Origin of the sequence: Sphingomonas kyeonggiensis (assembly GCF_030812785.1) — a bacterium.
Classification (GTDB): domain Bacteria; phylum Pseudomonadota; class Alphaproteobacteria; order Sphingomonadales; family Sphingomonadaceae; genus Sphingomonas; species Sphingomonas kyeonggiensis_B.
Genome location: NZ_JAUSTJ010000001.1, coordinates 22,837 through 45,711, shown reverse-complemented (window position 1 = coordinate 45,711; position 22,875 = coordinate 22,837). Strand labels below are relative to the sequence as shown.

Genomic DNA, 22,875 nt, shown 5'->3' with positions numbered 1-22,875 from the left:
GCTGCGGATCAGGCGAAGGTCTTGGCGAACGCCTCGAGGGCGGCCTTGAGCTTCGCCTTGGCGTCGTCCGACAGGTCCTTCGACTCGCGGATGTCCTTCAGCACATCGGCATGGTTCGCGCGCAGGTCGGCGAGCATCGCCGCCTCGTAGCGCACCACGTCCTGCACCGAAACGGCGTCCAGGAAGCCCTGGGTGCCGGCGAAGATCGACGCCGTCTGCTCCTCGAAGGGCAGCGGGTTGAACTGCGGCTGCTTGAGCAGCTCGGTCAGGCGCGCGCCGCGGTTCAGCAGGCGCTGGGTCGAGGCGTCGAGGTCCGAGCCGAACTGCGCGAAGGCGGCCATCTCGCGATACTGGGCGAGGTCGAGCTTGATCGAGCCCGAGACCTTCTTCATCGCCTTGGTCTGGGCCGAGGAACCCACGCGCGACACCGAGAGGCCGACGTTGATCGCCGGGCGGATGCCGGCGTTGAACAGGTCGGTCTCGAGGAAGATCTGGCCGTCGGTGATCGAGATCACGTTGGTCGGGATGTACGCCGAAACGTCGCCCGCCTGGGTCTCGATGATCGGCAGCGCGGTCAGCGAGCCGTTGCCGTTGGCGTCGTTCAGCTTCGCGGCGCGCTCCAGCAGGCGGCTGTGGAGATAGAAGACGTCGCCCGGATAGGCTTCGCGGCCCGGCGGGCGGCGCAGCAGCAGCGACATCTGGCGATAGGCGACGGCCTGCTTCGACAGATCGTCGAACACGATCAGCGCGTGCATGCCGTTGTCACGGAAATACTCGCCCATCGCGGTGCCGGTGTACGGCGCGAGGAACTGCAGCGGGGCGGGGTCCGAAGCGGTCGCGGCGACGACGATGGAATATTCCATCGCGCCATTCTCCTCGAGCGTGCGCACCAGCTGGGCGACGGTCGAGCGCTTCTGGCCGACGGCGACGTACACGCAGTAGAGCTTCTTGCTCTCGTCGGTGCCGGCGTTGACGGTCTTCTGGTTGATGAAGGTGTCGATCGCCACAGCCGACTTGCCGGTCTGGCGGTCGCCGATGATCAGCTCGCGCTGGCCACGGCCGACGGGCACCAGGGCGTCGATCGCCTTGAGGCCGGTCTGCACCGGCTCGTGCACCGACTTGCGCGGGATGATGCCCGGCGCCTTCACTTCGACGCGGCTGCGCTTCTCGGCGACGATCGGGCCCTTGCCGTCGATCGGGTTGCCGAGGCCGTCCACGACGCGGCCGAGCAGGCCCTTGCCGACGGGGACGTCCACGATGGTGCCGGTGCGCTTGACGACGTCACCTTCCTTGATCTCGGCGTCCGAGCCGAAGATCACGACGCCGACATTGTCGGCCTCGAGGTTGAGCGCCATACCCTGCGTGCCATTGGCGAACTCGACCATCTCGCCGGCCTGGACGTTGTCCAGACCGTGGATGCGCGCGATGCCGTCACCGACGCTGAGCACCTGGCCGGTTTCCGAGACCTCGGCCTCGGTGCCGAAATTGGCGATCTGGTCCTTGATGACCTTCGAGATTTCTGCGGCGCGGATATCCATGTTCAGCCTTTCATCGCGTGCGCGAGGGAGTTCAGTCGGGTCTTGATCGAGCTATCGATCATCTGGCTGCCGATCTTCACGACCAGCCCGCCAAGGAGCGAGGGATCGACCGAAAGGTCGACGGTCACTTCACGGCCGACGCGGGTGCGCAGCTGCTGCTTGAGCGCATCGACCTGGTCGGCGGAAAGCGGATGTGCGGAGATCACTTCCGCCGTCGTCTCGCCGCGATGTGCGGCCGCGAGCTGGCGGAAGGAGCGGATGATCGCCGGAAGCTTGCCCAGCCGGCGATTCTCGGCGAGCACGCCGAGGAAGTTCGCGGTGGTGGCGTCGAGCTTCAGGCTCTTGGCGACGGCGGCGACAGCCTTGGTGGCGTCGCTGCGCGACACCAGCGGGCTGGCGGTCAGCGCCTTGAAGTCGGTCGATTCGGCAAGCGCCTTGGCCACGGTGGCGAGGCTGGCCTCGACCTGGCTCAGCGCCTTCGAATCACGCGCGAGCTCGAACAGGGCGGTAGCGTAGCGTCCGCTTAGGCTTGCCTGGATACCGGCGGAATTCTCCACGCGATCGGGTTCCTCTCGGAGGTTCGGGTTCAGCCCCATATGAATTGGGGGCCGATTTCCGGCTCCATCAAAGTATTACTCTGACGGACACCCCATACGGCCCCCTATGGGTCGCGGCGCGGTTAGCATCGGTGTCACAGGGATGCAACCCGAGTCCGAGTCGCTCTCCGCGAACACTCTCCCAAACTCGCCGTGACACGGCGTGTACCGAATCGTTTCGTATGGTAAACGGCACCCGCAACATCCTTTTGGGGGAAGGGTTGGGGGAATGAACAAGCGGATTCTTGGCGGCGTCGTGCTCGCCGCTCTCGTCGCGGGCATCGCGCATGCCGAAGTGCTGAAGATCACCGGCGAGTTCGCCGCGCCGAACCGCGAGGCGAGCCTGCTGCGCTCGCTGTCGGTGGATCGCATCGCCGGGCAGGACGGTCCGGCGCTCGCGCGGGCGATCGAGCAGGGCCTGTCGGGAACCCACTTCGATCTGATGGGCGGCTATACCGGCCAGGGCAATGCCGAGGGCTCGCTCACCGGCGGCGTCACGACCGGCGTCGACGAGCAGCCCTTCAAGCGCAAGGAAAGGCGCTGCGTCGAGAAGGACAGCGCCGACCAGAAGAAGTGCGTGCGCGAGGAAGAGGTCGAGCTGCGCTGCCGCCGCCGGACCGTCACCGTGAAGGCCGATCTGCGCATCGTGCGCAACCGCGACGGCCGCATCGTCTATTCGGCGACCAAGCCGTTCAGCCAGGAAAGCAGCTGGTGCGAGGGCAAGAATGATCGCCCGGGGCCGGTGGAGGACGTGATCGCCGATGCGGTGCGCAACCTGGGCTATGCCGTGCGCGAGGACATCGCGCCGACCGTCTCGACCTACGACATCCGCGTGCGCGAGAGCGACAAGGGGCTGAGCAAGGAGCAGGCGAAGCGCTTCAAGGACCTGGTCAAGCTCACCAAGCGCGACGTGCGCGGGGCGTGCGACGGCTGGGGGGCGATGGCGGCGGAGGTGCCGAATCACCCGTCGATCACCTTCGACCTGGGCCTCTGCGCCGAGCAGGCGGGCGATTATCCGCGCGCGCTGCAGCTCTATCACGCCGCCCAGCGCGCCGGTGCATCCGAAGGCGGCGTCGGTGCCGACCGGGCGATGCGGCTGATCGCCGGCAAGGAGGATGCGGCGATCCGCGCCCGGCGGCGGTAGGTTAACTCTCTCCCCTCTCTGCAAGGGAGGGGTTGGGGGTGGGTTGCGAGCGCAGCGAGCCCTGCCCGTCGGCTGGTGGCAAAAAGAAAAGGCCGGGCATCGAGCCCGGCCTTCCCTAACCCACCCCTGGCCCCTCCCTTGCAGGGAGGGGAATTCGAGGATGCTTAGCGGCCGCGGCCGCCGCCCTGGCCACCCTGGCGCTGGCCGCCATTGGTCGGGCGCGGCTGCCACTTGCGCTTGGGGCGGGCATAGTTGCGGGGCTGCTCGCCCTGGGGGGCATCGAAGCGGCGCGGACGCGGCTCGCCAGCGGCGGCACCGGCTGCCTCGGGGCGCGGGGCATGGCCGTCGCGGCGTGGCTGGTCGCTACGGGGACGATCCTCGCGCTGGCCACCGGGGCGACCGCGCTGCGGCTGGCCGCCCGGGCGGCGGCCGTCGCGCTGCATCGCGCGGCCGTTGCGGCCGTTCTGCTCGTCACGGCTCGGCGCCACGTTGACGCGGGTCGACTTGATCTTCTCGGCAGCCGCCACGAAGCCTTCGGGCAGCGGCACGACGGTGAGCTTCTGGCGGATGAGCCGCTCGATGTCGCGCAGATAGGGCCGCTCGTCATCGGCGCACAGGCTGATCGCCTCGCCATCCTTGCCGGCGCGCGCGGTGCGGCCGATGCGGTGGACATACTGGTCCGCGACATTGGGCAGCTCGAAGTTGAAGACATGGCTGACGCCCGACACGTCGATGCCGCGCGCGGCGATGTCGGTCGCGACCAGGATCTTCACCTTGCCGGCGCGGAACTCGCCGAGCGCGCGCTCACGCTGCGGCTGGCTCTTGTTGCCGTGGATCGCGTTGGCGGCGATGCCGTTGCCCGCGAGCAGGCGGACGACGCGGTCGGCGCCGTGCTTGGTGCGGGTGAACACCAGCGCGCGATCGATCTCGGTCTCGCGCAGCAGCATCGTCAGCAGCGCCTGCTTCTCGTCCTGGCGGACGAAGGTGACGCTCTGGTCGACACGCTCCGCAGTCGTCGCCTCGGGGGTGACCTTCACTTCGACCGGATCCTTGATGAACTGGCCGGCCAGTTCGCGGATCGTCTTCGGCATGGTTGCCGAGAAGAACAGGGTCTGGCGCTTCGACGGCAGCTCGCGGACGATGCGCTTCAGGGCATGGATGAAGCCCAGGTCCATCATCTGGTCGGCCTCGTCGAGGACGAGGATCTCGATCCCGAGCAGGATCGCATAGCATTGGTCGATCAGGTCAACGAGGCGGCCCGGCGTGGCGACGACGATGTCGACGCCCTTGGCGAGGTCGGTCTTGTTCTTGTGGATCGAGGTGCCGCCGAACACGGTGGCGACCGAGAGGCGCGTGCCCTTCGAATAATGGCGGGCCTGGTCGGCGATCTGGCTGGCGAGCTCGCGGGTCGGCGCGAGGATCAGCATGCGGCAGCCGCGCGGCTGGGCGCGCTTGCCACTGGCGACCAGACGATCGATCGAGGGAAGCATGAAAGCGGCGGTCTTGCCGGTGCCGGTCTGGGCGATGCCGAGCAGGTCGCGCCCTTCGAGCAGCGACGGGATCGACTTGGCCTGGATCGGCGTCGCCTCGCTATAGCCCTTGGCGGCAAGCGCGGCGAGAACGGTCTCCGAGAGACCGAGTTCGTTGAATTGCATTATATGTCCTGTGCATACGGCCGGCGCACGCCGGACGGAATCCAGGTGCGAAGGCGGGGTCAAAAATGACGACCCGCGTGACTAGGGAAGCCGGGAAAACAAAGAGGCGGAGCCTGGGCCCTTGGGGATAAACCCGCATGCCCGATCACGCTGCATTACGCCTCGATGGTCGGCCATATGGCGATGAAATCGGTTTCCGTCAAGGAACCGCCGATCCCCGTCCGTTGCACACACGAAATTAGCGCCGGCCGGGCCATTCGCAAATCACTCGTTAACGCATGGCGGGCTAGGCTCGGGGCGCCAACCATGGAGCCCCAAATTGCTCGTCGCCAAGCTTGAGATCCTCGGAGATATCGACCGCCGCGGTGCGATCCGTTTCGATGCGGATTCGCCCTCGACCCTGCGCACCCCGGACGGCGCGCCGATCGACGTGCAGGTCGAGGATTTCTCGCGCACCGGCTTCCGCTTCGGCTCGGAGATCGACCTGCCGGTGGGCACGCTGGTCTCGCTCGGCCTGTCGGGCGCGGGTTCCCGCGCCGCCAAGGTCGTGCGCCGATCGGGCAACAGCTATGGCTGTGCGTTCATGAAGGCGCTGACCGAGGAAGAGATCGCGCACGCCTTCCGCGGGCAGGAGCAGATCCTCGCCGATCTCTCGGCCGCGCTCGCCGCCCGCTTCGGCACCGGCAAGCCCGGTGCCCGCCCGACCATTCCGCCGCTCCGCCGGCTGATCAGGCGTCCGACGCGCGAGGACTGAAGTCCCGTTCCCGATAGGCGAACCAGTCGAAATCCGCGTGGAGCCCCGCGCCGGACAGGTCCTGGCACGCCATGCCGATGAACGCGCCGGTGAAGTTGGGCAGGCCGGGCGCGCTCGCTTCGTCGGACAGGATCGATGCGTCGAACTGCTCGGGCAGCCATTGCCAGTCGCCGCCGGGCACGCGCCAGGCGAAGCGCAGGCGTTCGTAATCGACTTCGACGCGCAGCTCGACCGGCCCCTCGGGAATCGCGATCGGCGCGGTGAAGCTGTCGGCCTGGGGCGAATCGGGCAGCGCCGACATCACGCGTAGATGGCGGCCCGCTTCCTCGTCATGCGAGACATGGAGGTAATGGAATTTGGAGGCGTTGTAGTACGCGACCAGCCCGGCGGCCTGCTGGAAGTGGCGCGGCGCAGTGTCGAGCGCGCAGCTCGCCGAATAGCAGAAGGCCTGTTGCCGCCGCGCGACCAGCGCCTGGGTGAACAGGCTGCCGATCGTCTCGCGGCCATATAGCCGAAGATGCCCCGGCCGGGCGGTCAGGCTGAAGATCGCATCCGGTTCGGGGGTGCGCAGCCATTGGAAGTCGATGGGCAATTCGGGGCCGTCGAAATCGTCGCGCGCATCGGCCGGCGCCCGACCCTCCGGCCCCGGCACCTCGAGCATCGGCATGCCGGGCTCGCCCGTCGTGTAGAGCCAGCTATCCGCGCCCCAGCGCATCGGCTGGATCGCCGTCTCGCGTCCCAGCACGCAGCGCCCGCGATTGGGCAGCGGCCGGCCGCAGAGATAGACCAGCCAGGGCTCGCCTTCGGGCGTTTCCACAAGGTCGGCATGGCCGGCGCGTGCAAGCGGTGCGTCGGGCCGGGTGCGGCTCGAGAGAATATAGGTATCGGGGTGCAGCTCGTACGGGCCGGTGAGGCTGCGCGACCGCGCCATCGTCACTGCGTGGTTCCAGCCGGTGCCGCCCTCGGCGGTGAGCAGATGATACCAGCCATCGCGCTTGTAGAGGTGCGGCGCCTCGGTCAGCCCCAGCGGCGTGCCGGGGAAGATGTTGACCCGCTCGCCGATCAGGCGCTGCTCGGCCGGCGAATATTCCTGCGCGACGATTCCCGAGAAGCGGTTGCGGCCCGGGCGATGATCCCACAGCATGTTGAGCAGCCATTTCCGCCCGTCCTCGTCGTGGAAGAGCGAGGGGTCGAAGCCGCTGCTGTTGAGATGGATCGGGTCGGACCAGTCCCCGTCGATGGTGTCGCAGGTGACCAGGTAATTGTGGAAGTCGCGCAAGGACGCACCCGATGCGCCGCCGACCGTGGTGCGGCCATAGCGCTTCACATCGGTGTAGATCAGGTGGAATCGCTCGCCGTCATGGCTCAGGCACGGCGCCCAGACGCCGCAGCTGTCCGGATCGCCGCGCATGTCGAGCTGGCTCGCGCGGTTCAGCGGGCGGGCGACCAGCGTCCAGTTCGCCAGGTCGCGGCTGTGGTGGATCTGCACGCCGGGGAACCATTCGAAGGTCGAGGTGGCGATGTAATAATCTTCGCCGACGCGGATGATCGAGGGATCCGGGTTGAAGCCGGGCAGGATGGGATTGCGGGTCATGCGGGTTTGCGCACCAGGGTCCAGAGCACGGCCGCCGCGATCAGGTCGAGCAGGCCAAGGGCGATGAAGAAGGGGTTGTAGCCGATCGAGGCGACGAGGCTCCCCATCAGCAGCGAGAAGATCAGGATCGAGGCATTGGCGAGCGTGCCGGCCATGCCGGCGACGGTGCCGAGCTCGTCGCGGCGGAACAGGTCGCTCGCCATGGTGATGCAGGTGACCGACAGCGTCTGGTGCGCGAAGCCGCCCAGGCAGAGCAATGCGACCGCCGCCCAGGCGCTTTCGACGCTGCCGACGAACAGCATGCCGGTCATCAGCACGGCGCCAAAGGTGAAGGTCCAGCGGCGCGCATCGATCAGTTCGATGCCGCGGCGCTGAAGCCACAGCACCAATGTGGGTCCGAACAGGCAGCCCAGGTCGGCGGCTACGAAGGGCAGGAAGGCCGAGATGGCGATCTCGCCCAGGTCGAAATGGCGGACCTTCACCAGATAGAGCGGCAGCCAGAAGGTCAGCGTGCCCCAGGTCGGATCGGCCAGGAAGCGCGGGATCGCGATGCCCCAGAAGTTGCGCTGGCGGAGGATGGAGAGGATCGAGGGGCGGGTGCCGGTGGCTTGCGTATGCGCTTCCTGCCCGGCGAGGATATGGGCGCGCTCCTCCTCGCCGATGTCGGGATGCTCGGCGGGGCTGCGGTAGAAGCGCAGCCAGAGCAGCACCCAGAGCAGCGCCAGCGCGCCGGCGATCACGAAGGCCGCGCGCCAGTTCCACATCCAGATCGACCAGGCGACCAGTGGGGCGGCCAGCGCCGATCCGGCTGAGGCGCCGAGATTGTAGATGCCGCCGGCCAGCCCGCGCTCCTTGGCGGGAAACCATTCGGAGACGACCTTCAGCCCGCCGGTGTGCGAGGTTCCCTCGGCAAAACCCAGCGCGCCGCGCAGGCCGAACAGCATCTGCCAGTTGAAGGCGAGGCCGTGCGCCATGGTCAGCAGCCCCCAGCAGCTCGCGAAGATGGCGAGCCCGGTGCGCAGGCCGATGGTATCGAGGATATAGCCGACCACCGGCTGGAGCATCACGCCCCCCTGGAAGGCGGCGGTGATCCAGCCATATTGACGCTCGTCGATGCCGAGATCGGGCATGAACACCGGCGCGGCAACGGCGAGGGTCGAGCGCGTGAGATAGTTAACGATCGTGCCCAGCATCACGATCCCGATGATCCACCAGCGCAGGGCGCGCGTGCGTCGCCAGAAGGACATTGCTCTCTCCCGCCGGGCGTCGACGCGCCCGTTAGCGCTAACAGTGGCGGGTTTCGGGGCAGGGGGCAAGAGGACTATTGTATGAGTTATCAACTCCCCTCCCTGGAAGGGAGGGGCTGGGGGTGGGTGGAGGCCTGGCGATACTGTTGGGCTGGACAGGCGGGAGGCCGTAACGCGCGCATCTACCCACCCCCGACCCCTCCCTTTCAGGGAGGGGAGTTTCTGGAGCCGTCACTTTGGCCGCAATCCCCGGGATGTGGGGCAGGCGCGACAAGCCTATATCCCTCCCATGACCCACGAACTCCTCCTCTCCGAAGACGCGGCCTGGGCCGCCTTCGAAGCGCGTGACCGCGCATTCGACGGGCGGCTGATCGTCGCGGTCACCACCACGCGCATCTATTGCAAGCCGACCTGCCCGGCGCGGCGGCCCAAGCGCGAGCATGTCGAATTCTACAATGACGCCGATGCCGCCCGCGCCGCCGGCTATCGCGCGTGCCTGCGCTGCAAGCCAGACGAGGTCGGCCGCGACCGGATCGCGGTGGCCCGGGCGGTGGCGCTGATCGAGGCGGCGGAGGAGAGCGTCTCGCTCGATGAAATCGCCTCGGCGGTCGGCTATGCGCCGCATCATTTCCACCGGCTGTTCAAGCGCGCCACCGGCGTGACGCCTGCCGCCTATGCCCGCAGCCTCAAGGCGAAGCGCGCGGCGGCGGCGCTGGACGAAGGCAGCGTCACCGAGGCGATCTACGAGGCCGGCTATTCGGCGCCGAGCCGCTTCTACGAGACCGCCAATGCCCGGCTCGGCATGTCGCCCAGCGTGTGGAAGCGCGGCGGGGCCGGTGTGACGATCCGCTGGACCATCGCCGAGACCAGTCTCGGCCCGCTGCTGATCGCGGCGACCGACAAGGGGCTGTGCCGGGTCGCGTTCGACGAGACTGCGCTCGGCCTGGCCACGCGCTTCCCCGCGGCGGAGATCGTCCAGGGCGGCACGGCATTGTCGGCGCTGGCCGCGCGGGTGGTCGCCGAGGTCGAGAGTCCCGGGCGCGATACCGACCTGCCGCTCGACGTGCAGGGCACTGCCTTCCAGGAAGCGGTGTGGCAGGCGCTGCGCGCGATCCCGCCGGGCGAGACGCGCAGCTATGCCCAGCTGGCCGCCGCGGTCGGCAGCCCGGGCGCGGTGCGTGCGGCAGGCACGGCCTGCGGTGCCAACCATGTGCCGGTGATCATCCCCTGCCACCGCGCGCTCCGCTCGGACGGCAGCATGGGCGGTTATGCGTACGGCGTCGATCGCAAGCAGGCGCTGCTCAGGCGCGAGGGCGGTGACGCATGAGCTATGTCATCCAGGGCATCGACCCCGAGCCGTTCCGCCGCCTCTATGGCCTGCCGGACGAAGCGCTGGCGGCCGAGCAGGTGGTGCGCTTCACCGTCGAGAAAAAGCCTGACGCGCCGTGCCGCGTCGAGCTGGTCGATGTCGAGCCAGGCGAGACCGTGCTGCTGGTCAATTACGCGCATCTGCCGGTGGCCTCGCCCTATCGCAGCGCCCATGCGATCTTCGTGCGCGAAGGTGCCGAAGTGGCTGCGCGCTTCGAGAATGCGGTGCCCGAGCCGCTGGCGATCCGCCTGCTCTCGGTCCGCGCATTCGATGCTGCGGGGATGATGACCGATGCCGAGGTGATCGAGGGCCGTGACCTCGAGCCGCTGATCGCGCGGATGTTCGCCGATCCGGCGGTGGCGTATCTGCATGTCCACAATGCGAAGCGCGGCTGCTTCGCGGCGCGGGTGGATCGGGCTTAACCCTCATCCCGCACCACAATCGTCATCCCGGCGAAAGCCGGGATCTCATGCGGCTCTTGCTCCGCGACCCGCGCCATCGCCCGAGATCCCGGCTTTCGCCGGGATGACGGCCTATTGTTCTGCCCCCGCCGCCGCGCACCGATATACCAGCTTCTCGTTGTACACCGCCGGCAGCGCCGCGCGGATGTTCTGCTGCTGCGTCGCCAGCTCGGCGCGCTTGGCCTGGTCGGTCGAGCATTCCTTCAGCGGCACGCCCTTCCGCAGCGCCCGCGCCTGCTTCATCTGCTCGGACGAGAGCAGGTAGCGCGTGTTGGTATAGGTGCCGGTTGCGGGATCGAAGTCGAGCACCGAGACATTGGCTTCCTGGTCCGGGACCAGGATTCGCTGCCAGTGGGTGCCCGATTCGGCATATTGGGTGCGGCCGTTGATGCAGCCGTCATTGCCGATGTCGAGATCGACCTTGTCGGTCGCCGAGACGATCACCCGGCTGCGCTCGGGCACCAGCGTGCAGACCAGCTTGCCCTGCGCCAGCATCGCCGCCGCGCCGCTCGCCGCCGCCTTGGGCACCGGCAGCACCGAATTCTCGTTGAAGCCCGGCCGGCTGAGGAACAGCGCCACCGCGCCGAGCATCAGCACGCCGCCGCCCGCCGCGACCCAGATCGCCTCGCGCTTGCGCTCGCGGGAGAGCAGCAGCCCGCCGCCACCCACCGCCAGCGCGCCGAGCACCAGCAGCACCGCGGCGCCCGCCATGTAGTTCTCGCGGGTCGTCTCGGCGCGGTTGCGCGCCTGGGCGATCGCGTCGTCGCGCTCGGCCGCGGCCTTGGCGGCATCGGCGCGCGAGACCTCGTCGGCCGCCAGCCGTGCCTTCTCGTCGGCACTACGCTCCTGCGCCATCTGTTCCTCGACCGAGGTGCAGGGCACGTCGATGGTCGAGACCGGCTGCTTCGCCTCGGCGAGGAACGCCGCCAGCTCGCTGCCGGCAATGGCGAAGGCGAAGGTCGAATCGCCCTCGTCATTATGGGTGATCGCCGAGTTCACGCCGAGCACCCGGCCGCAGCGGTCGAGCAGCGGGCCGCCCGAATTGCCGCGCGCGATGCTGGCGGTGTGGAGCAGCACGCTGACTCCGCTCAACTGGCGCAGCCCGGCGAACCCGCCCTGCGAGCGCACCGGCGATTGCGGCTTGATGAAGTCCGCCGCCGAGCGCGCCGTGGCGATGTCGACATTGCCCGGATAGCCGAGCGCGATCAGCGAATCCCCGTCGGAGATCTTGCCGCCGAACAGGGTGAGCGGCGGCAGGCGCACCCCGGTGAACTCGATCAGCGCCAGGTCGCGCGCCTGGTCGATCTTGATCACCTTGCCCTGGTAGGACTTGTCGCCCTCGGACGGGACGACGCCGATCACGACATTGTCGGGATAGCGCGAGGCGAGCTCGACGACATGCGCATTGGTGACGATCCGGTTGGGTGCCACCGCGAAGCCGCTGCCATGGCCGAAGCCGACCACCTCGTCATCGACCACCGCGATGGTGACGATGCGCACCACGCCGCGCGCGGAGGCGGAGATGTCGTCGGCATGCGCGGGAGCCGCCCAGGCAAGGAGCAGCGCCACCACCATCAGCAACCGACGCATCATCGAACCCCGACCTCCATTTGTGCCGGCAGCTTTCGTGCAAAAGCAGCGGCGGTTCAAGCGGGGTGCGTCACTCCTCCTCGGCCTCCGCGCGTTTCGCCGCGTCACCGTCCAGCGCCGCCTTCGCCCCGGCAGCATCGCCTGCGTCGATCTTGGCAACCAGCAGGGCGGCGAACTGCGCCAGGCCCTTGCCGTGCGGCTGATAGGCGAGCGGCGCGAGCAGGCTGCGTGCCCGCACCGTGTCGTCGTCCTTCAGCAGCATCGCGGCGGTGGTCAGGCGCAGCCCGCTGTCCTGCGGCGCATAGCTGAAGGCGTCGTACAGCGCGTCCTTGGCGATCGCGGGCGGCGGAAGGCCCTGCTCCACATAGCTGCGATAATAGAGGATCAGCGGTTCGGGGTCCTTGGGATCGAGCCGGTTGCCGCTGGCGATGATCTTGCGGATTGCGGACCAGCTTTCCTTGCCGAAGTCCTTTGCCTTGCTCGCCAGCGCCATCCGGCACATCGCCTTGTAGACATAGCCGTCCACCGCCTTGGGATCGGCGGCGATGGCGCGGTCCGCGGCGGCTTCGGATACGGCATAATCGCCCGCGTCATAGGCCGCCTCGGCAAGCACCAGCTGGGCGCCGCGGTCATTGGGATAGGGCGCGGCGGCCCTCTTCGCGGCGGCGTAGACGCCGGGCGCCGTCTTCTCGTCGACGCCATTCTTGGAGCGGATGCGTACGTCCATCGTCGCCGCCTCGCCGGGCGTGAGCGGGCGGATTTCGACGCTGCCCACCTTGGTCTGCTCCGCCTCCACGCGGCGGGCCTGGAGCTTGCCATGCTTGTAGCTCTCCAGCTCGCGATCGAGCTGCTTCAGGTCGCCGAACGTCGCGGCGGCATCCTTGGCTGATTTGCCGGCGTTGAGCGCGTTCAGATAGGTGAGGAGCTGGCCCTGTCGCTTGTCGTTGAACAGCAGATAGTGGTTCAGCAGCCAGCCGCGCCCGTACAGCCCCTCGCGCTGGGTATCGTTGAGCTTCAGCGTATCGGCCATCAGCAGCTTGTCGGCGGGCAGCCAGTTGCCCTCCAATATGCCATAGCCGCGATATTGCGGCGGCAGGCCGACCACCATGCTGCCGTCCTTGTCGTAGCGGGTGGTGGCGAAGAACTCCGCCGATCCCTCGATATACCAGGATGGAAAGACGATGTTCGGGGTGAGGCTCCACATCAGGTGGTGGGCATATTCGTGGAGCAGGATCTGCAGCGGGCCGAGATCGTTGGCGTCGCCGTCCCCGGCGCTGCGCGGGACGATGGCGAGCGATCCGCCGGCGCGCGGGCGATAGAAGCCGGCGACGAAGCTCTCCCCGGCCAGCTTGGCGACATCGCTGGTGTCGTCGACGACATAGACGGTCAGCCGATTGGCGGGGCCGATCGGCTCGTCCTTCACCTTGCGGATGTAGCGGATCAGCTTGTCGAACCGCTCGAGCTTGGTGGCGAAGTCCCTGAGCTTCTCGGGCTTCTGCTCGGAATAGACGATGAAATGCCCGGTGCTGGCTTCATACCAGTCGGCGTGCGCCGCCACGGGCAGGGCGAGGAGAGCGGCCGCGAGCAGCTTGCGTAACATCTGGAAATCCCCCGTTTTCATCCAGATGCTTATCGCGGCGCGGCCTACGCACAAGCCGCAATTTGGACCGGATCAGACGAAGCTGTACGGGTCCACGTCAACCGCCACGCGCACCTTCTGGCTCCAGGCCAGCCCGCCCAGCCAGTCGCGCAGCACCTGCTGCACGTCGAAGCTCCGCCGCGCATGGACGAGCAGCCGGTAGCGGTGCCGCCCGCGCAGCATCGCCAGCGGGGCGGGGGCGGGGCCATAGACGTGCATGTCCTCGCCGATCTCGGGCGCGGTGCGGCCGATCATCCGCGCAGTCTCTTCCGCCGCGGCGCGGTCCTCGGAGCTGACGATGATCGCGGCATAGCGGCCAAAGGGCGGGGCATCGGCATCGCGCCGCGCCTCGGTCTCCGCCGCATAGAAGCTCTCGGCATCGCCCGAGACCAGCGCCTGCATCACCGGCGCGTCCGGCGCATGCGTCTGGATATAGACCGTGCCCGGCTTCTCCCCGCGCCCGGCGCGTCCGGCCACCTGCATGATCTGCTGGAAGGTCCGCTCGGAAGCGCGCAGGTCGCCGCCGTCCAGTCCCAGGTCCGCATCGACCACGCCGACCAGAGTGAGGTTGGGGAAGTGATAGCCCTTGGTCACCAGCTGGGTGCCGACGACGATGTCGATCGCGCCATGCTCCATCCGTGACACGAACTCGGCCGCCTTGGCCGGCGACCACAGCGTGTCCGAGGTGACAATCGCGGTCCGCGCCTCGGGCCAGAGCGCCGCGACTTCGTCGGCGATGCGCTCCACGCCCGGTCCGCAGGCGACGAGCGTGTCCTCGCTCTTGCACTCGGGGCACAGACTCGGCGCCGGAATCGTGTGCCCGCAATGATGGCAGGACAGGCGCTTGAGCAGCCGGTGCTCGACCATCCACGCCGTGCAGTTCGGGCATTGGAAGCGGTGGCCGCAATGCCGGCACAAAGTCAGCGGGGCATAGCCGCGCCGGTTGAGGAACAGCAGCGACTGCTCGCCCTTCGCCAAGGTCTCTTCGATCGCCTTGACCAGCGGCGGCGCCAGCCAGCGGCCGCGCTCGGGCGGCGCCTGGAGCATGTCGACCGGAATGATCTCGGGCATCTCCGCGGCACCGTAGCGCCCGGGCAGCTTGAGCTCCTCATAGCGGCCGAGCTCGACCTGGTGGCGCGTCTCGATCGCCGGCGTCGCCGAGGCGAGCAGCACCGGGCATTCCTCGAACCGCCCGCGCATCACCGCCACGTCGCGCGCGTGGTAATGGACGCCGTCCTCCTGCTTGAAGCTGGTCTCGTGCGCCTCGTCGACCACGATCAGGCCGAGATTGGGATAGGGCAGGAACAATGCCGATCGCGCGCCTACCGTCACCATCGCCTCGCCGCTGGCGATCGCCCGCCAGGCACGGCGGCGCTGCGAGGTGCGCAGCCCCGAATGCCAGGCGACCGGATCGCAGCCGAAGCGCTTCTCGAAGCGGGTGAGGAAGGGCTCGGTCAGCGCGATCTCGGGCAGCAGCACCAGCGTCTGCCTGCCCGCCGCCAGCGCCGCGGCGACCGCCTCGAAATAGACTTCGGTCTTGCCCGATCCGGTAACCCCGTCGAGCAGGAAAGGCTGGAACGCCTCTGCCCCCACCGCCTGGCGCAGGATCGACGCGGCATCGGCCTGTTCGGGGTTGAGCTGGGGCGGGGCGAAATTGGGGTCGGGCAGGGGGTAGGGCGTGTCGGTATCGACCACCACCGCCTCGATCGCGCCGACCTTGACAAGCCCGCGGATCACGGCGTCCGAGACATCGGCGACCAGTGCCAGCTCCTTGACCAGCCCCTGGCGCTCGCCGATCCTTTCAAGCGCCTGGGCACGCTGCGGGGTGAGGCGATCCGGCACCTGGCCGGTCGCGCGATATTCGGTGATCGTCGGCGCGCTCTCGAACGCGGCCGAGGTGCGCAGCGCCATCGCCAGCACCGCCGAGGGCGGGCTCAGATAATAATCCGCCGTCCACTCGACGAGCCGGCGCACCGACGCCGGGATCGGCGGCGCGTCTGCAACAGCGAGGATGTTGCGCAGGCGATTGTCGCCGATCTCCTCGGTCGGCAGCCGCTCGGGCTCCCAGACCACCCCGGCATATTGGCGCGGCCCGATCGGCACGACGACGATCGACCCCGGCGCGACCTGCATGCCGGCGGGCACGCGATAGTCGAGGGGGCCGAGCGCGGGATGCAGGACGAGGACGCGGGCGCGGGACATGAGACGCCCTCATATGGGGTTTTGCGCGGGAAACGGAATCCCCGTATCGCTCTGGGGACCCAAGGAGACCGACAATGTTCCTCGCCGCCGCCCTGCTGCTCGTCCAGACTGCGCCCGCCACCCAGACCACGGCCTGTAAGGCGACCGACGCCAGCCTGCCCACCGGCCTGCTCGGCTGGGTGAAGCCCGGCGACGAATTCACGCCCGGCAAGGCAGTCGAACTCGACACGATCGACGCCGCGGCGCTCAAGGGACTGCCGGCCGGCAGCAAACCGGGCAAGGCGGCGACGATCGGCTTCAAGATCGAGACCCCCGGCACCTATGGCATCGCGCTCGACCAGGGCGGCTGGATCGACGTGCTGCCGGGGGGCCGAAGGCGGTGCGGCGCTGACGTCGGTCAAGCACGGCCACGGCCCCGAATGCTCGAGCATCCGCAAGATCGTCCGCTTCGATCTCAAGCCGGGCCTCTACCGGCTCTACGTCTCGGGCCTGCCCGGCGCCAAGGTGAAGGCGATGCTGGTCGCAGGGGAGTAGGCGAAACCGGCTCGCCTCAACTCACTTCGTCACCCCGGCCTTGTGCCGGGGTCCACTAAGCCTCCCGGACTGACGATAGAGCCTCCTCGCCAGCACTCGCCTCCCGGTGGACCCCGGCACAAGGCCGGGGTGACGATATGCAGTTACTCTCAAGGCCGCAGCGTCAGCCCGATCGTCATCGCATGATCCATCTGGTCGCGCGCGCCGCCTCGGCCGAAGCGATACTGGTTGAGATAGCCGATCTCGCCACGCAATTGGCGGCCGATCGGCACGCCCAGCCCGATATTGGCGCGCACCCGCTCGATGCCGCTGCGCTGGCCCCAGCCGGTGGTGTTGAGGTTGAGGAAGGTCTCGTGCGTCGCGAACAGGCCGAGTCTGCCCCGGATCAGGTCCGTGTTGAACCGCAGCTGCCCGCGCACGCGGTGGCCGATCTCCGGCCCCGAGCTGTTGAAACGCTGCTCCAGCCGCACCCGGGTGGCGAAGCCCGCGCCCAGCGGCACGATCACATGCTGGCGGATCCGCTCCTCATTGGGCAGCGTGCGGTCGCCGACGAAATCCTCGACATGGCGATAGCCGATCGCCAGCTCGACCTTGCCGAGCTTCCAGGCGAACAGCCCGCCGATCTCGGTATGCGCCAGGCCGCGCGCGCGATCGCCGAAGCGGGCGATGCTCTCCACCGTCGCTTCCTCATGCGCGCCGACGCGCATCACGCCGCTGGCCTGGAGCCAGAGCTGGTCGTCGGTCTGCTGCGCCCATGCCGGGGCACCGGCAAGCAGCAGGGGAAGAACAAGGAACGCGCGCATCCCGCCTAAACGCATCGTCTTCATTTCGGTGCAAGCTTTTGTTGCCGGCATGAGAACATTCATGGAACATCTTCGCATCCAAGGGGAGGGACGGCGATGATTCTCACGGCACTCGCGATCGGCATGGCGGCGCAGGGCCGCTGCACCGCGCTCGACACGCGCCTGCCCCGGCCGCTCGCCGGCTGGACGCGCGACGGGCGCGGGCTCGATACCGGCCATGCGGTGACGCTGCCGGCGCGCGGCGGCAAGCTCGAGACGCGGATCGCCATTCGCAAGGCCGGCACGGTCGGCATCGCGATCGACCAGGATGGCTGGATCGATGCCTGGCCCGCCACCGGCCGGCGCGCGCTGCGCATGGCGTCGGAAAGCCGCGGCCCGCGCTGCTCGACGATCCGCAAGATCCTCTATTACCGGATGCGTCCCGGCACCTATCGCGTCACGGTGAATCGGCTTAAGGGCGGTCGCGCAAAGCTCATGCTCACGCACGACTGACAAGGATTCCCGATGAAGTTCTTCGCCGACACCGCCGATACCGCCGACATCCGCGACCTGGCCGATACCGGCCTGCTCGACGGCGTCACCACCAACCCCTCGCTGATCCACAAGGCCGGCCGCGACTTCCTCGAAGTGGTCAAGGAGATCTGCGAGATCGTGCCGGGCCTGCCCGTCTCGGCCGAAGTCGTCGCGCTCGATTTCGAGGGCATGATGCGCGAGGCGGAGATCGTCCGTAAGGTCGCCGACAATGTCGCGGTCAAGGTGCCGCTGACGATCGAGGGCCTCAAGGCGTGCAAGGCGCTGACCAGCGACGGCACGATGGTCAACGTCACCCTCTGCTTCTCGGCCAACCAGGCGCTGCTCGCCGCCAAGGCCGGCGCGACCTTCATCTCGCCCTTCGTCGGCCGCCACGACGATATCGGCTATCCGGGCATGGACCTGATCGCCGACATCCGCACGATCTACGACAATTACGCCTTCGACACCGAGATCCTCGTCGCCAGCGTGCGCAACCCGATCCATGTGCTCGAGGCCGCCAAGATCGGCGCCGACGTGATGACCGCCCCGCCGGCGGTGATCCGCCAGCTGGTCAAGCATCCGCTGACCGACGCCGGCATCGCCGCGTTCATGGCCGACTGGGCCAAGACCGGCCAGAAGATCGGCTGATGGACGGAATGCTCTGGAGCGCGGCCGCGCTGCTGCTGTCCGCGCTCCTGAGCATCGTCGTGGCGACGCGCGAGCTGCGCGGCCGCAATTACACGCTCGGTGGCTTCGCGATCATCTGCCTGGTGTCGTGCCTCATAGCCCTCTTCGCTCCGGTCGAGACGCATGCGGTGAAGGTCGACGTCCCGGTCAGGGCCGATGCCAACTGACGAGGCGCCGCTCCCGCTTCTCTACGCGCAGCATCTCGCCCGCGACCGGCGGCGCTCGGCGCACACGGTGCGGGCCTATGGCGCCACCGCCGAGCGGCTGGTCGCCTTCCTCCAGGCCCATTGGGGCGGCCCCGTCACCCGCGAAAGCCTCGCCAAGGCGACCGCGACCGACCTGCGCGCCTATCTCGCCCTTCGCCGCGACCAGGGCCTGACCAACGCCTCCGCCGCGCGCGAGCTTTCCGCGGTCCGCGGCTTCCTCAAGTTCGCCGTCGGCGAGGATGCCGAACTGCCCCGTCTCAAGGGGCCCCGCGTCAAGAAGGGCATACCCCGCCCGATCGCCCCGCACGAAGCCGTCGCGCTGGCCGAGACCGTGTCCGAGGATGCTCGCGAGCCCTGGATCGCCGCGCGCGACTGGGCGGTGCTGCTCCTGCTCTACGGCGCGGGCCTGCGCATCGGCGAGGCGGTGGCGCTCACCGGCGCCATCCTCCCGCTCGGCGAGGCGATGCGCGTCACCGGCAAGCGCGACAAGACCCGTATCGTCCCGCTGCTCCCCCAGGTCCGCGAGGCGATCGAGGCCTATGCTCGGCAATGCCCCTACGGCATCTCCCGCGACGCCCCGCTGTTCCGCGGCGCCAAGGGCGGGCCGATGCCGCCCGGCGTGATCCGCAAATCGGTCCGCGCCGCCCGCACCGCGCTCGGCCTGTCCGACCGCACCACCCCGCATGCGCTGCGCCACAGCTTCGCCACCCACCTGCTCGGCCGCGGCGCCGATCTGCGCGCGCTGCAGGAGTTGCTCGGCCATGCCAGCCTCAGCTCGACCCAGGTCTATACCGCGGTCGACGCCGCGCATCTGCTCGACGTGTACCGCAACGCCCATCCCCGCGCCTGATCGCCTGCCATGCTCGACAAGATCGAGTTCGGTCTCGCAAAGCTCCTGCCGCAGATGGAGATCCGCGCCCAGGCCATCGCCGGCGCGCTCGACCGGCTCAGCCTCGAGGCTTCCAGGTGAACACGCGCCACAGATAGATCGCGACCACCGACCCGATGATCGCGAACACCATCGGCGCGACCCAATGCTCGATATCGGCGATCGTGGCGCCCAGCGCATAGCCCAGGCCGACGAGCAACGTGTTCCAGATCGCACTGCCCACGGCGGTATAGCCGACGAAGCGCCAGAACGGCATGTGCATCAGGCCCGCAGGGATCGAGATGATCGTGCGGCCCACCGGCATGAAGCGGAAGATCAGCACGGTCGGCCCGCCCCATCGGTCGAAATAGGCCTTGAGCTTCTCGATCTCGTGCCAGTCGAGCGTCAGCCAGCGGCCCCAGCGGTCGATCATCGGCTTGAGGCGCTGATAGCCGAGTCGCCGGCCGATCTCCCACCAGAAGAGATTGCCCAGCACCGTGCCGGCGGTGCCGACCAGCACGAGCAGCGTGAAGTCCATCTGTCCGCGCGCGACGGCGATGCCGCCCACGCTCATGATCGCCTCGGAGGGGATCGGCGGGATCACATTCTCCAGCACCATCAGCCAGAAAATGCCCCAATAGCCCCAGGAAACCGCGTCCCACATCTACGCTGCACCGATCATTTGCTTACGCGGCTTTCCCCTGTCGGTTCCCCGGCAAAGGCCGGGGCCCAGTTGCACTGTCGTTGGAGAGGCGCCTGCCCCTCGCCGGGTTCGCCGATGCCGGACCCCGGCCTTGGCCGGGGAACATGCATGGGCTTGATCTTGCCCTAGCCCCGCTCCGCCACGCGGCGCTCGATCGCCTGCCAGATCACCGCGCCGGTATCGCTGCCGTTGAACCGGTCGATCGCGACGATGCCGGTGGGGGAGGTGACGTTGATCTCGGTCAGCCATTCGCCGCCGATCACGTCGATCCCAACGAACAGCAGCCCGCGCTTCTTCAGCTCCGGCCCGAGCACGTCGCAGATCTCCTGCTCGCGCGGCGTGAGCTCGGTCTTGGCCGCACTTCCGCCCACCGCCAGGTTGGAACGGATCTCGCCCTCACCGGGGATGCGGTTGATCGCGCCGGCCACCTCGCCGTCGACCAGCACGATCCGCTTGTCGCCCGCCGCCACCGAGGAGAGGAAGGCCTGCACCATGTGCGGCTCGCGATAGGCGGTGTTGAACACTTCGATCAGCGCGGAGAGGTTGGCGCCGTCGCGGCCCACCTTGAAGATCGCCTTGCCGCCATTGCCGTGCAGCGGCTTGATGACGATCTCGCCGTGCACCGCCAGGAAGGCGCGCGCCTCCTCCAGGCTGCGCGTCACCAGCGTCGGCGGCATGAACTGCGGATAGTCGAGGACGAAGACCTTCTCGGGCGCGTTGCGCACCGATGCGGGGTCGTTGACCACCAAGGTCCGGTCGGCGATCCGCTCGAGCAGATGCGTCGCGGTGATATAGCCAAGGTCGAAGGGCGGGTCCTGGCGCATCAGCACCACGTCGGCTTCCTCGCCCAGGTCCAGCTGCACCGGATCGCCGAACGTGAAATGATCGCCGGCGACGCGCTGCACCGTCACCGGATGCGCCTTCGCCCATACCCGGCCGGCCGAATAGTTCAGGTCCTCGGCGGCATAATGGAACAGTCGGTGCCCGCGCGCCTGCGCCGACAGCATCAGCGCGAAGGTCGAGTCTCCGGCGATGTTGATCGCATCGAGCGGGTCCATCTGCACGGCGACATTGAGCGACATTCGGCCTCCTTCGGGAAACGCTGTAGGTGACTTATCCGTATAAGTCACCCCATCCAGGCGTTCTCGATATGGCGAGGCAGGGTGCGGGGGGCAATGAGGATTACGTCCACCCGGATATCGTCGCCCGGCCCGGCATAGCGCGGCATCAGATATTCCGCCGCGGCGGCAACGCGGGCGAGGCGATATTCGTCGATCGCATGGTCGAGATCGGCGGCAGTGGCGCGGGTCTTGACCTCGACGAACGCGATCAGGTTGCCGCGGCGCACAACCAGATCGACTTCGCCGGCGGGCGTGCGGACCCGGGAATCGAGGATTTTCCAGCCCTTGAGCACAGCCACCACGCCGCCCGGCGCTCGCCTTCGCGGCCACGCGTTTCTGCAGCGCGGCGATCCGTTGGTCTCTTACCCCTCACGACTCGCACCTGTGGATAACTTTGGTTACCATCGCCAGACCGAGTCGCACCGAACCGGGTTCATCGGTGCTTCCGGGGGGTCTGCATCCAATGGAATCGAACGAACGCTATTATCGGCGTCGCGCCGCTCAGGAACTTGCAGCTGCCAAACGCGCCATGACGGAAGCCGCCGCGCTCCGCCGGCGCCAGTTGGCCGAAACCTATCTCAAGCGCTTGGCCGAACTGACCGGCGCCGACGAGATGCGCCTGCTCGAGCAGGAATACGCCTGAGGGCTTCAGCGATACGGTGTCCCAAAGCCGTCACCCCGGCCTTGTGCCGGGGTCCACTGTGCCGCGCCGACTGAACTTCGAGCTCCTGTCCATTGCTCGCCTCCCGGTGGACCCCGGCACAAGGCCGGGGTGACGAAGGAAAGCTTGCGCTTCCCCTAATCGCTACCCCTTCATCTCCATCGCCCGCGCATAGAGCGCCTTGCGGTCGAGCCCGAGCTTCTTCGCCACTTCGCCCGCCGCCTTGCTCGCCGGCAGCCGGGTCAGCGCCTCGGCGAGCGCGGCGTCGGCATCTTCCTCGCTGGCCGGGGCGGGCGCGCCCGGCGGCGCTACCACCACCACGATCTCGCCCTTGGGCGGCGCCTCGGCATAGCGCTCGGCGAGCTGGGTCAGCGAGCCGGTCACGCATTCCTCGAACTTCTTGCTGATCTCGCGCGCCACCGCCGCCTCGCGGTCGCCCAGCCCCTCGGCCAGCGCGGTCAGGCAGGCCGAGAGCCGCGGCCCCGATTCGTACAGCACCAGGGTCGCCCGCACGCTCGCGATCTCGGCGATCGATTCGGCCCGCGCCTGTTGCTTGCTCGGCAGGAAGCCGAGGAACAGGAAGCGGTCGGTCGGCAGCCCGGCCAGCGTCAGCGCCGCGATCGCCGCGCAGGGCCCGGGGATCGTCGTCACCGCATGGCCCGCCTCGCGTGCGTCGCGCACCAGCTTGAAGCCGGGATCGGAGATCAGCGGCGTGCCTGCGTCGGAGACCAGCGCGATCGCCTCGGTCGCCATCCGCGCAACCAGTCCGGGGCGCACCGCATCGGCATTATGGTCGTGATAGGGGAGCATCTTCCCCTTGGCGCCGAGGTGGCGAAACAGCCCGGCTGTCACACGGCTGTCCTCAACCGCAACCAGATCGGCGTTCAGGAGTATCTGGCTGGCGCGCGGTGACAGGTCACCGAGATTGCCGATCGGGGTGGCGACGATATAGAGGCCGGGCGTGAGAACAGTGTCCATCGGGGAGAGTAA

At 68.3% G+C, this 22,875-nt stretch carries 22 protein-coding genes and 1 pseudogene; 10 read left to right on the top strand and 13 right to left on the bottom strand.

Features of this window, described 5'->3' with window-relative positions; all coding sequences use genetic code 11:
* Window positions 1-8 precede the first annotated feature (8 nt).
* Together atpA and J2W22_RS00210 are read right to left on the bottom strand one after the other, a co-directional pair.
* Window positions 9-1,538, bottom strand: coding sequence for a F0F1 ATP synthase subunit alpha (atpA, locus tag J2W22_RS00215; protein ID WP_307116260.1), 1,530 nt, complete (start codon window positions 1,536-1,538; stop codon window positions 9-11).
* 2 nt (window positions 1,539-1,540) lie between these two features.
* On the bottom strand, window positions 1,541-2,095 hold the full coding sequence (locus J2W22_RS00210) for a F0F1 ATP synthase subunit delta (RefSeq protein ID WP_307116259.1): 555 nt from the start codon (window positions 2,093-2,095) through the stop codon (window positions 1,541-1,543).
* Between the two features lie 268 nt (window positions 2,096-2,363).
* On the opposite strand from J2W22_RS00210, the gene J2W22_RS00205 reads away from it, so the two are divergent.
* Complete coding sequence (locus J2W22_RS00205) at window positions 2,364-3,278, top strand: hypothetical protein (protein ID WP_307116258.1); 915 nt, start codon at window positions 2,364-2,366, stop codon at window positions 3,276-3,278.
* A gap of 164 nt (window positions 3,279-3,442) precedes the next feature.
* Here the strand turns inward: J2W22_RS00205 and J2W22_RS00200 are convergent, their stop codons facing one another.
* Entirely contained in the window at window positions 3,443-4,933 is a 1,491-nt protein-coding gene (locus tag J2W22_RS00200; RefSeq protein ID WP_307116257.1) for a DEAD/DEAH box helicase, read from the bottom strand.
* A gap of 319 nt (window positions 4,934-5,252) precedes the next feature.
* Here J2W22_RS00200 and J2W22_RS00195 point away from each other — a divergent pair, with 319 nt between their 5' ends.
* Window positions 5,253-5,687, top strand: a complete 435-nt coding sequence (locus tag J2W22_RS00195) for a PilZ domain-containing protein (protein ID WP_307116256.1) — start codon at window positions 5,253-5,255, stop codon at window positions 5,685-5,687.
* Here J2W22_RS00195 and J2W22_RS00190 read toward each other — a convergent pair.
* Together J2W22_RS00190 and J2W22_RS00185 are read right to left on the bottom strand one after the other, a co-directional pair.
* Window positions 5,662-7,281: a glycoside hydrolase family 43 protein gene (locus tag J2W22_RS00190; RefSeq protein ID WP_307116255.1), complete on the bottom strand. Its 1,620-nt coding sequence runs from the start codon at window positions 7,279-7,281 to the stop codon at window positions 5,662-5,664. The two genes, J2W22_RS00195 and J2W22_RS00190, sit on opposite strands and share 26 nt — an antisense overlap.
* A complete protein-coding gene (locus J2W22_RS00185) occupies window positions 7,278-8,528 on the bottom strand; it encodes an MFS transporter (protein ID WP_307116254.1) in 1,251 nt (416 codons plus the stop codon). The genes J2W22_RS00190 and J2W22_RS00185 overlap by 4 nt, the downstream gene beginning before the upstream one ends.
* A 289-nt stretch (window positions 8,529-8,817) precedes the next feature.
* Here J2W22_RS00185 and ada point away from each other — a divergent pair, with 289 nt between their 5' ends.
* On the top strand, window positions 8,818-9,855 hold the full coding sequence (gene ada, locus J2W22_RS00180; protein WP_307116253.1) for a bifunctional DNA-binding transcriptional regulator/O6-methylguanine-DNA methyltransferase Ada: 1,038 nt from the start codon (window positions 8,818-8,820) through the stop codon (window positions 9,853-9,855).
* Window positions 9,852-10,319 carry a DUF1203 domain-containing protein gene (locus J2W22_RS00175; protein ID WP_307116252.1) on the top strand — a complete coding sequence of 156 codons (468 nt, stop codon included), beginning with the start codon at window positions 9,852-9,854 and terminating at the stop codon, window positions 10,317-10,319. The genes ada and J2W22_RS00175 overlap by 4 nt, the downstream gene beginning before the upstream one ends.
* A 111-nt stretch (window positions 10,320-10,430) precedes the next feature.
* Here the strand turns inward: J2W22_RS00175 and J2W22_RS00170 are convergent, their stop codons facing one another.
* The 3 genes from J2W22_RS00170 to J2W22_RS00160 all read right to left on the bottom strand — a co-directional run bounded on the left by J2W22_RS00170 (window position 10,431) and on the right by J2W22_RS00160 (window position 15,789).
* The gene (locus J2W22_RS00170) at window positions 10,431-11,951 is read right to left on the bottom strand and encodes a S1C family serine protease (RefSeq protein ID WP_373422923.1); all 1,521 of its coding nucleotides are present in this window, start codon (window positions 11,949-11,951) and stop codon (window positions 10,431-10,433) included.
* A gap of 67 nt (window positions 11,952-12,018) precedes the next feature.
* A complete protein-coding gene (locus J2W22_RS00165) occupies window positions 12,019-13,548 on the bottom strand; it encodes a hypothetical protein (RefSeq protein WP_307116251.1) in 1,530 nt (509 codons plus the stop codon).
* A 72-nt stretch (window positions 13,549-13,620) separates the two neighbouring features.
* Window positions 13,621-15,789, bottom strand: coding sequence for a primosomal protein N' (locus J2W22_RS00160; RefSeq protein WP_307116250.1), 2,169 nt, complete (start codon window positions 15,787-15,789; stop codon window positions 13,621-13,623).
* 74 nt (window positions 15,790-15,863) lie between these two features.
* Between J2W22_RS00160 and J2W22_RS00155 the strand changes: the two genes are divergently transcribed.
* Complete coding sequence (locus J2W22_RS00155) at window positions 15,864-16,382, top strand: hypothetical protein (protein WP_307116249.1); 519 nt, start codon at window positions 15,864-15,866, stop codon at window positions 16,380-16,382.
* A gap of 90 nt (window positions 16,383-16,472) precedes the next feature.
* On the opposite strand, the gene J2W22_RS00150 is transcribed toward J2W22_RS00155, so the two are convergent.
* Window positions 16,473-17,126, bottom strand: coding sequence for a DUF2490 domain-containing protein (locus J2W22_RS00150; protein WP_307116248.1), 654 nt, complete (start codon window positions 17,124-17,126; stop codon window positions 16,473-16,475).
* Between the two features lie 96 nt (window positions 17,127-17,222).
* Here J2W22_RS00150 and J2W22_RS00145 point away from each other — a divergent pair, with 96 nt between their 5' ends.
* From J2W22_RS00145 to J2W22_RS00130, 4 genes are read left to right on the top strand one after another with little or no spacing between them, the layout of a single operon-like run.
* Window positions 17,223-17,618: a hypothetical protein gene (locus J2W22_RS00145; protein WP_307116247.1), complete on the top strand. Its 396-nt coding sequence runs from the start codon at window positions 17,223-17,225 to the stop codon at window positions 17,616-17,618.
* 12 nt (window positions 17,619-17,630) lie between these two features.
* The gene (gene fsa / locus J2W22_RS00140; RefSeq protein WP_307116246.1) at window positions 17,631-18,287 is read left to right on the top strand and encodes a fructose-6-phosphate aldolase; all 657 of its coding nucleotides are present in this window, start codon (window positions 17,631-17,633) and stop codon (window positions 18,285-18,287) included.
* Complete coding sequence (locus tag J2W22_RS00135; protein WP_307116245.1) at window positions 18,287-18,493, top strand: hypothetical protein; 207 nt, start codon at window positions 18,287-18,289, stop codon at window positions 18,491-18,493. The genes fsa and J2W22_RS00135 overlap by 1 nt, the downstream gene beginning before the upstream one ends.
* Window positions 18,483-19,382: a tyrosine recombinase XerC gene (locus J2W22_RS00130; protein ID WP_307116244.1), complete on the top strand. Its 900-nt coding sequence runs from the start codon at window positions 18,483-18,485 to the stop codon at window positions 19,380-19,382. The genes J2W22_RS00135 and J2W22_RS00130 overlap by 11 nt, the downstream gene beginning before the upstream one ends.
* 97 nt (window positions 19,383-19,479) lie before the next feature.
* Here J2W22_RS00130 and J2W22_RS00125 read toward each other — a convergent pair whose 3' ends face one another.
* The 3 genes and pseudogenes from J2W22_RS00125 to J2W22_RS00115 form a co-directional block, all read right to left on the bottom strand.
* Window positions 19,480-20,064 (bottom strand): DedA family protein, encoded by a 585-nt coding sequence (locus tag J2W22_RS00125; RefSeq protein WP_307116243.1) that lies wholly within the window; start codon window positions 20,062-20,064, stop codon window positions 19,480-19,482.
* 164 nt (window positions 20,065-20,228) lie between these two features.
* On the bottom strand, window positions 20,229-21,185 hold the full coding sequence (gshB, locus tag J2W22_RS00120; protein WP_307116242.1) for a glutathione synthase: 957 nt from the start codon (window positions 21,183-21,185) through the stop codon (window positions 20,229-20,231).
* A 44-nt stretch (window positions 21,186-21,229) separates the two neighbouring features.
* Window positions 21,230-21,597 (bottom strand): annotated as a pseudogene (locus J2W22_RS00115) (YraN family protein).
* Window positions 21,598-21,687: 90 nt separating this feature from the next.
* On the opposite strand from J2W22_RS00115, the gene J2W22_RS00110 reads away from it, so the two are divergent.
* Window positions 21,688-21,867: a hypothetical protein gene (locus J2W22_RS00110; protein ID WP_307116241.1), complete on the top strand. Its 180-nt coding sequence runs from the start codon at window positions 21,688-21,690 to the stop codon at window positions 21,865-21,867.
* Window positions 21,868-22,029: 162 nt separating this feature from the next.
* Here J2W22_RS00110 and rsmI read toward each other — a convergent pair whose 3' ends face one another.
* Window positions 22,030-22,863 carry a 16S rRNA (cytidine(1402)-2'-O)-methyltransferase gene (rsmI, locus tag J2W22_RS00105; protein WP_307116240.1) on the bottom strand — a complete coding sequence of 278 codons (834 nt, stop codon included), beginning with the start codon at window positions 22,861-22,863 and terminating at the stop codon, window positions 22,030-22,032.
* Between the last annotated feature and the right edge of the window lie 12 nt (window positions 22,864-22,875).

Bases quoted from the DNA above. Each gene is read 5' to 3' on its own strand.
- atpA (WP_307116260.1), bottom strand. From the start codon at position 1,538: ATGGATATCCGCGCCGCAGAAATCTCGAAGGTCATCAAGGACCAGATC.
- J2W22_RS00205 (WP_307116258.1), top strand. From the start codon at position 2,364: ATGAACAAGCGGATTCTTGGCGGCGTCGTGCTCGCCGCTCTCGTCGCG.
- J2W22_RS00200 (WP_307116257.1), bottom strand. From the start codon at position 4,933: ATGCAATTCAACGAACTCGGTCTCTCGGAGACCGTTCTCGCCGCGCTT.
- J2W22_RS00190 (WP_307116255.1), bottom strand. From the start codon at position 7,281: ATGACCCGCAATCCCATCCTGCCCGGCTTCAACCCGGATCCCTCGATC.
- J2W22_RS00185 (WP_307116254.1), bottom strand. From the start codon at position 8,528: ATGTCCTTCTGGCGACGCACGCGCGCCCTGCGCTGGTGGATCATCGGG.
- ada (WP_307116253.1), top strand. From the start codon at position 8,818: ATGACCCACGAACTCCTCCTCTCCGAAGACGCGGCCTGGGCCGCCTTC.
- J2W22_RS00175 (WP_307116252.1), top strand. From the start codon at position 9,852: ATGAGCTATGTCATCCAGGGCATCGACCCCGAGCCGTTCCGCCGCCTC.
- J2W22_RS00170 (WP_373422923.1), bottom strand. From the start codon at position 11,951: ATGATGCGTCGGTTGCTGATGGTGGTGGCGCTGCTCCTTGCCTGGGCG.
- J2W22_RS00165 (WP_307116251.1), bottom strand. From the start codon at position 13,548: ATGTTACGCAAGCTGCTCGCGGCCGCTCTCCTCGCCCTGCCCGTGGCG.
- J2W22_RS00160 (WP_307116250.1), bottom strand. From the start codon at position 15,789: ATGTCCCGCGCCCGCGTCCTCGTCCTGCATCCCGCGCTCGGCCCCCTC.
- J2W22_RS00155 (WP_307116249.1), top strand. From the start codon at position 15,864: ATGTTCCTCGCCGCCGCCCTGCTGCTCGTCCAGACTGCGCCCGCCACC.
- J2W22_RS00150 (WP_307116248.1), bottom strand. From the start codon at position 17,126: ATGCGCGCGTTCCTTGTTCTTCCCCTGCTGCTTGCCGGTGCCCCGGCA.
- J2W22_RS00145 (WP_307116247.1), top strand. From the start codon at position 17,223: ATGATTCTCACGGCACTCGCGATCGGCATGGCGGCGCAGGGCCGCTGC.
- fsa (WP_307116246.1), top strand. From the start codon at position 17,631: ATGAAGTTCTTCGCCGACACCGCCGATACCGCCGACATCCGCGACCTG.
- J2W22_RS00135 (WP_307116245.1), top strand. From the start codon at position 18,287: ATGGACGGAATGCTCTGGAGCGCGGCCGCGCTGCTGCTGTCCGCGCTC.
- J2W22_RS00130 (WP_307116244.1), top strand. From the start codon at position 18,483: ATGCCAACTGACGAGGCGCCGCTCCCGCTTCTCTACGCGCAGCATCTC.
- J2W22_RS00125 (WP_307116243.1), bottom strand. From the start codon at position 20,064: ATGTGGGACGCGGTTTCCTGGGGCTATTGGGGCATTTTCTGGCTGATG.
- gshB (WP_307116242.1), bottom strand. From the start codon at position 21,185: ATGTCGCTCAATGTCGCCGTGCAGATGGACCCGCTCGATGCGATCAAC.
- J2W22_RS00110 (WP_307116241.1), top strand. From the start codon at position 21,688: ATGGAATCGAACGAACGCTATTATCGGCGTCGCGCCGCTCAGGAACTT.
- rsmI (WP_307116240.1), bottom strand. From the start codon at position 22,863: ATGGACACTGTTCTCACGCCCGGCCTCTATATCGTCGCCACCCCGATC.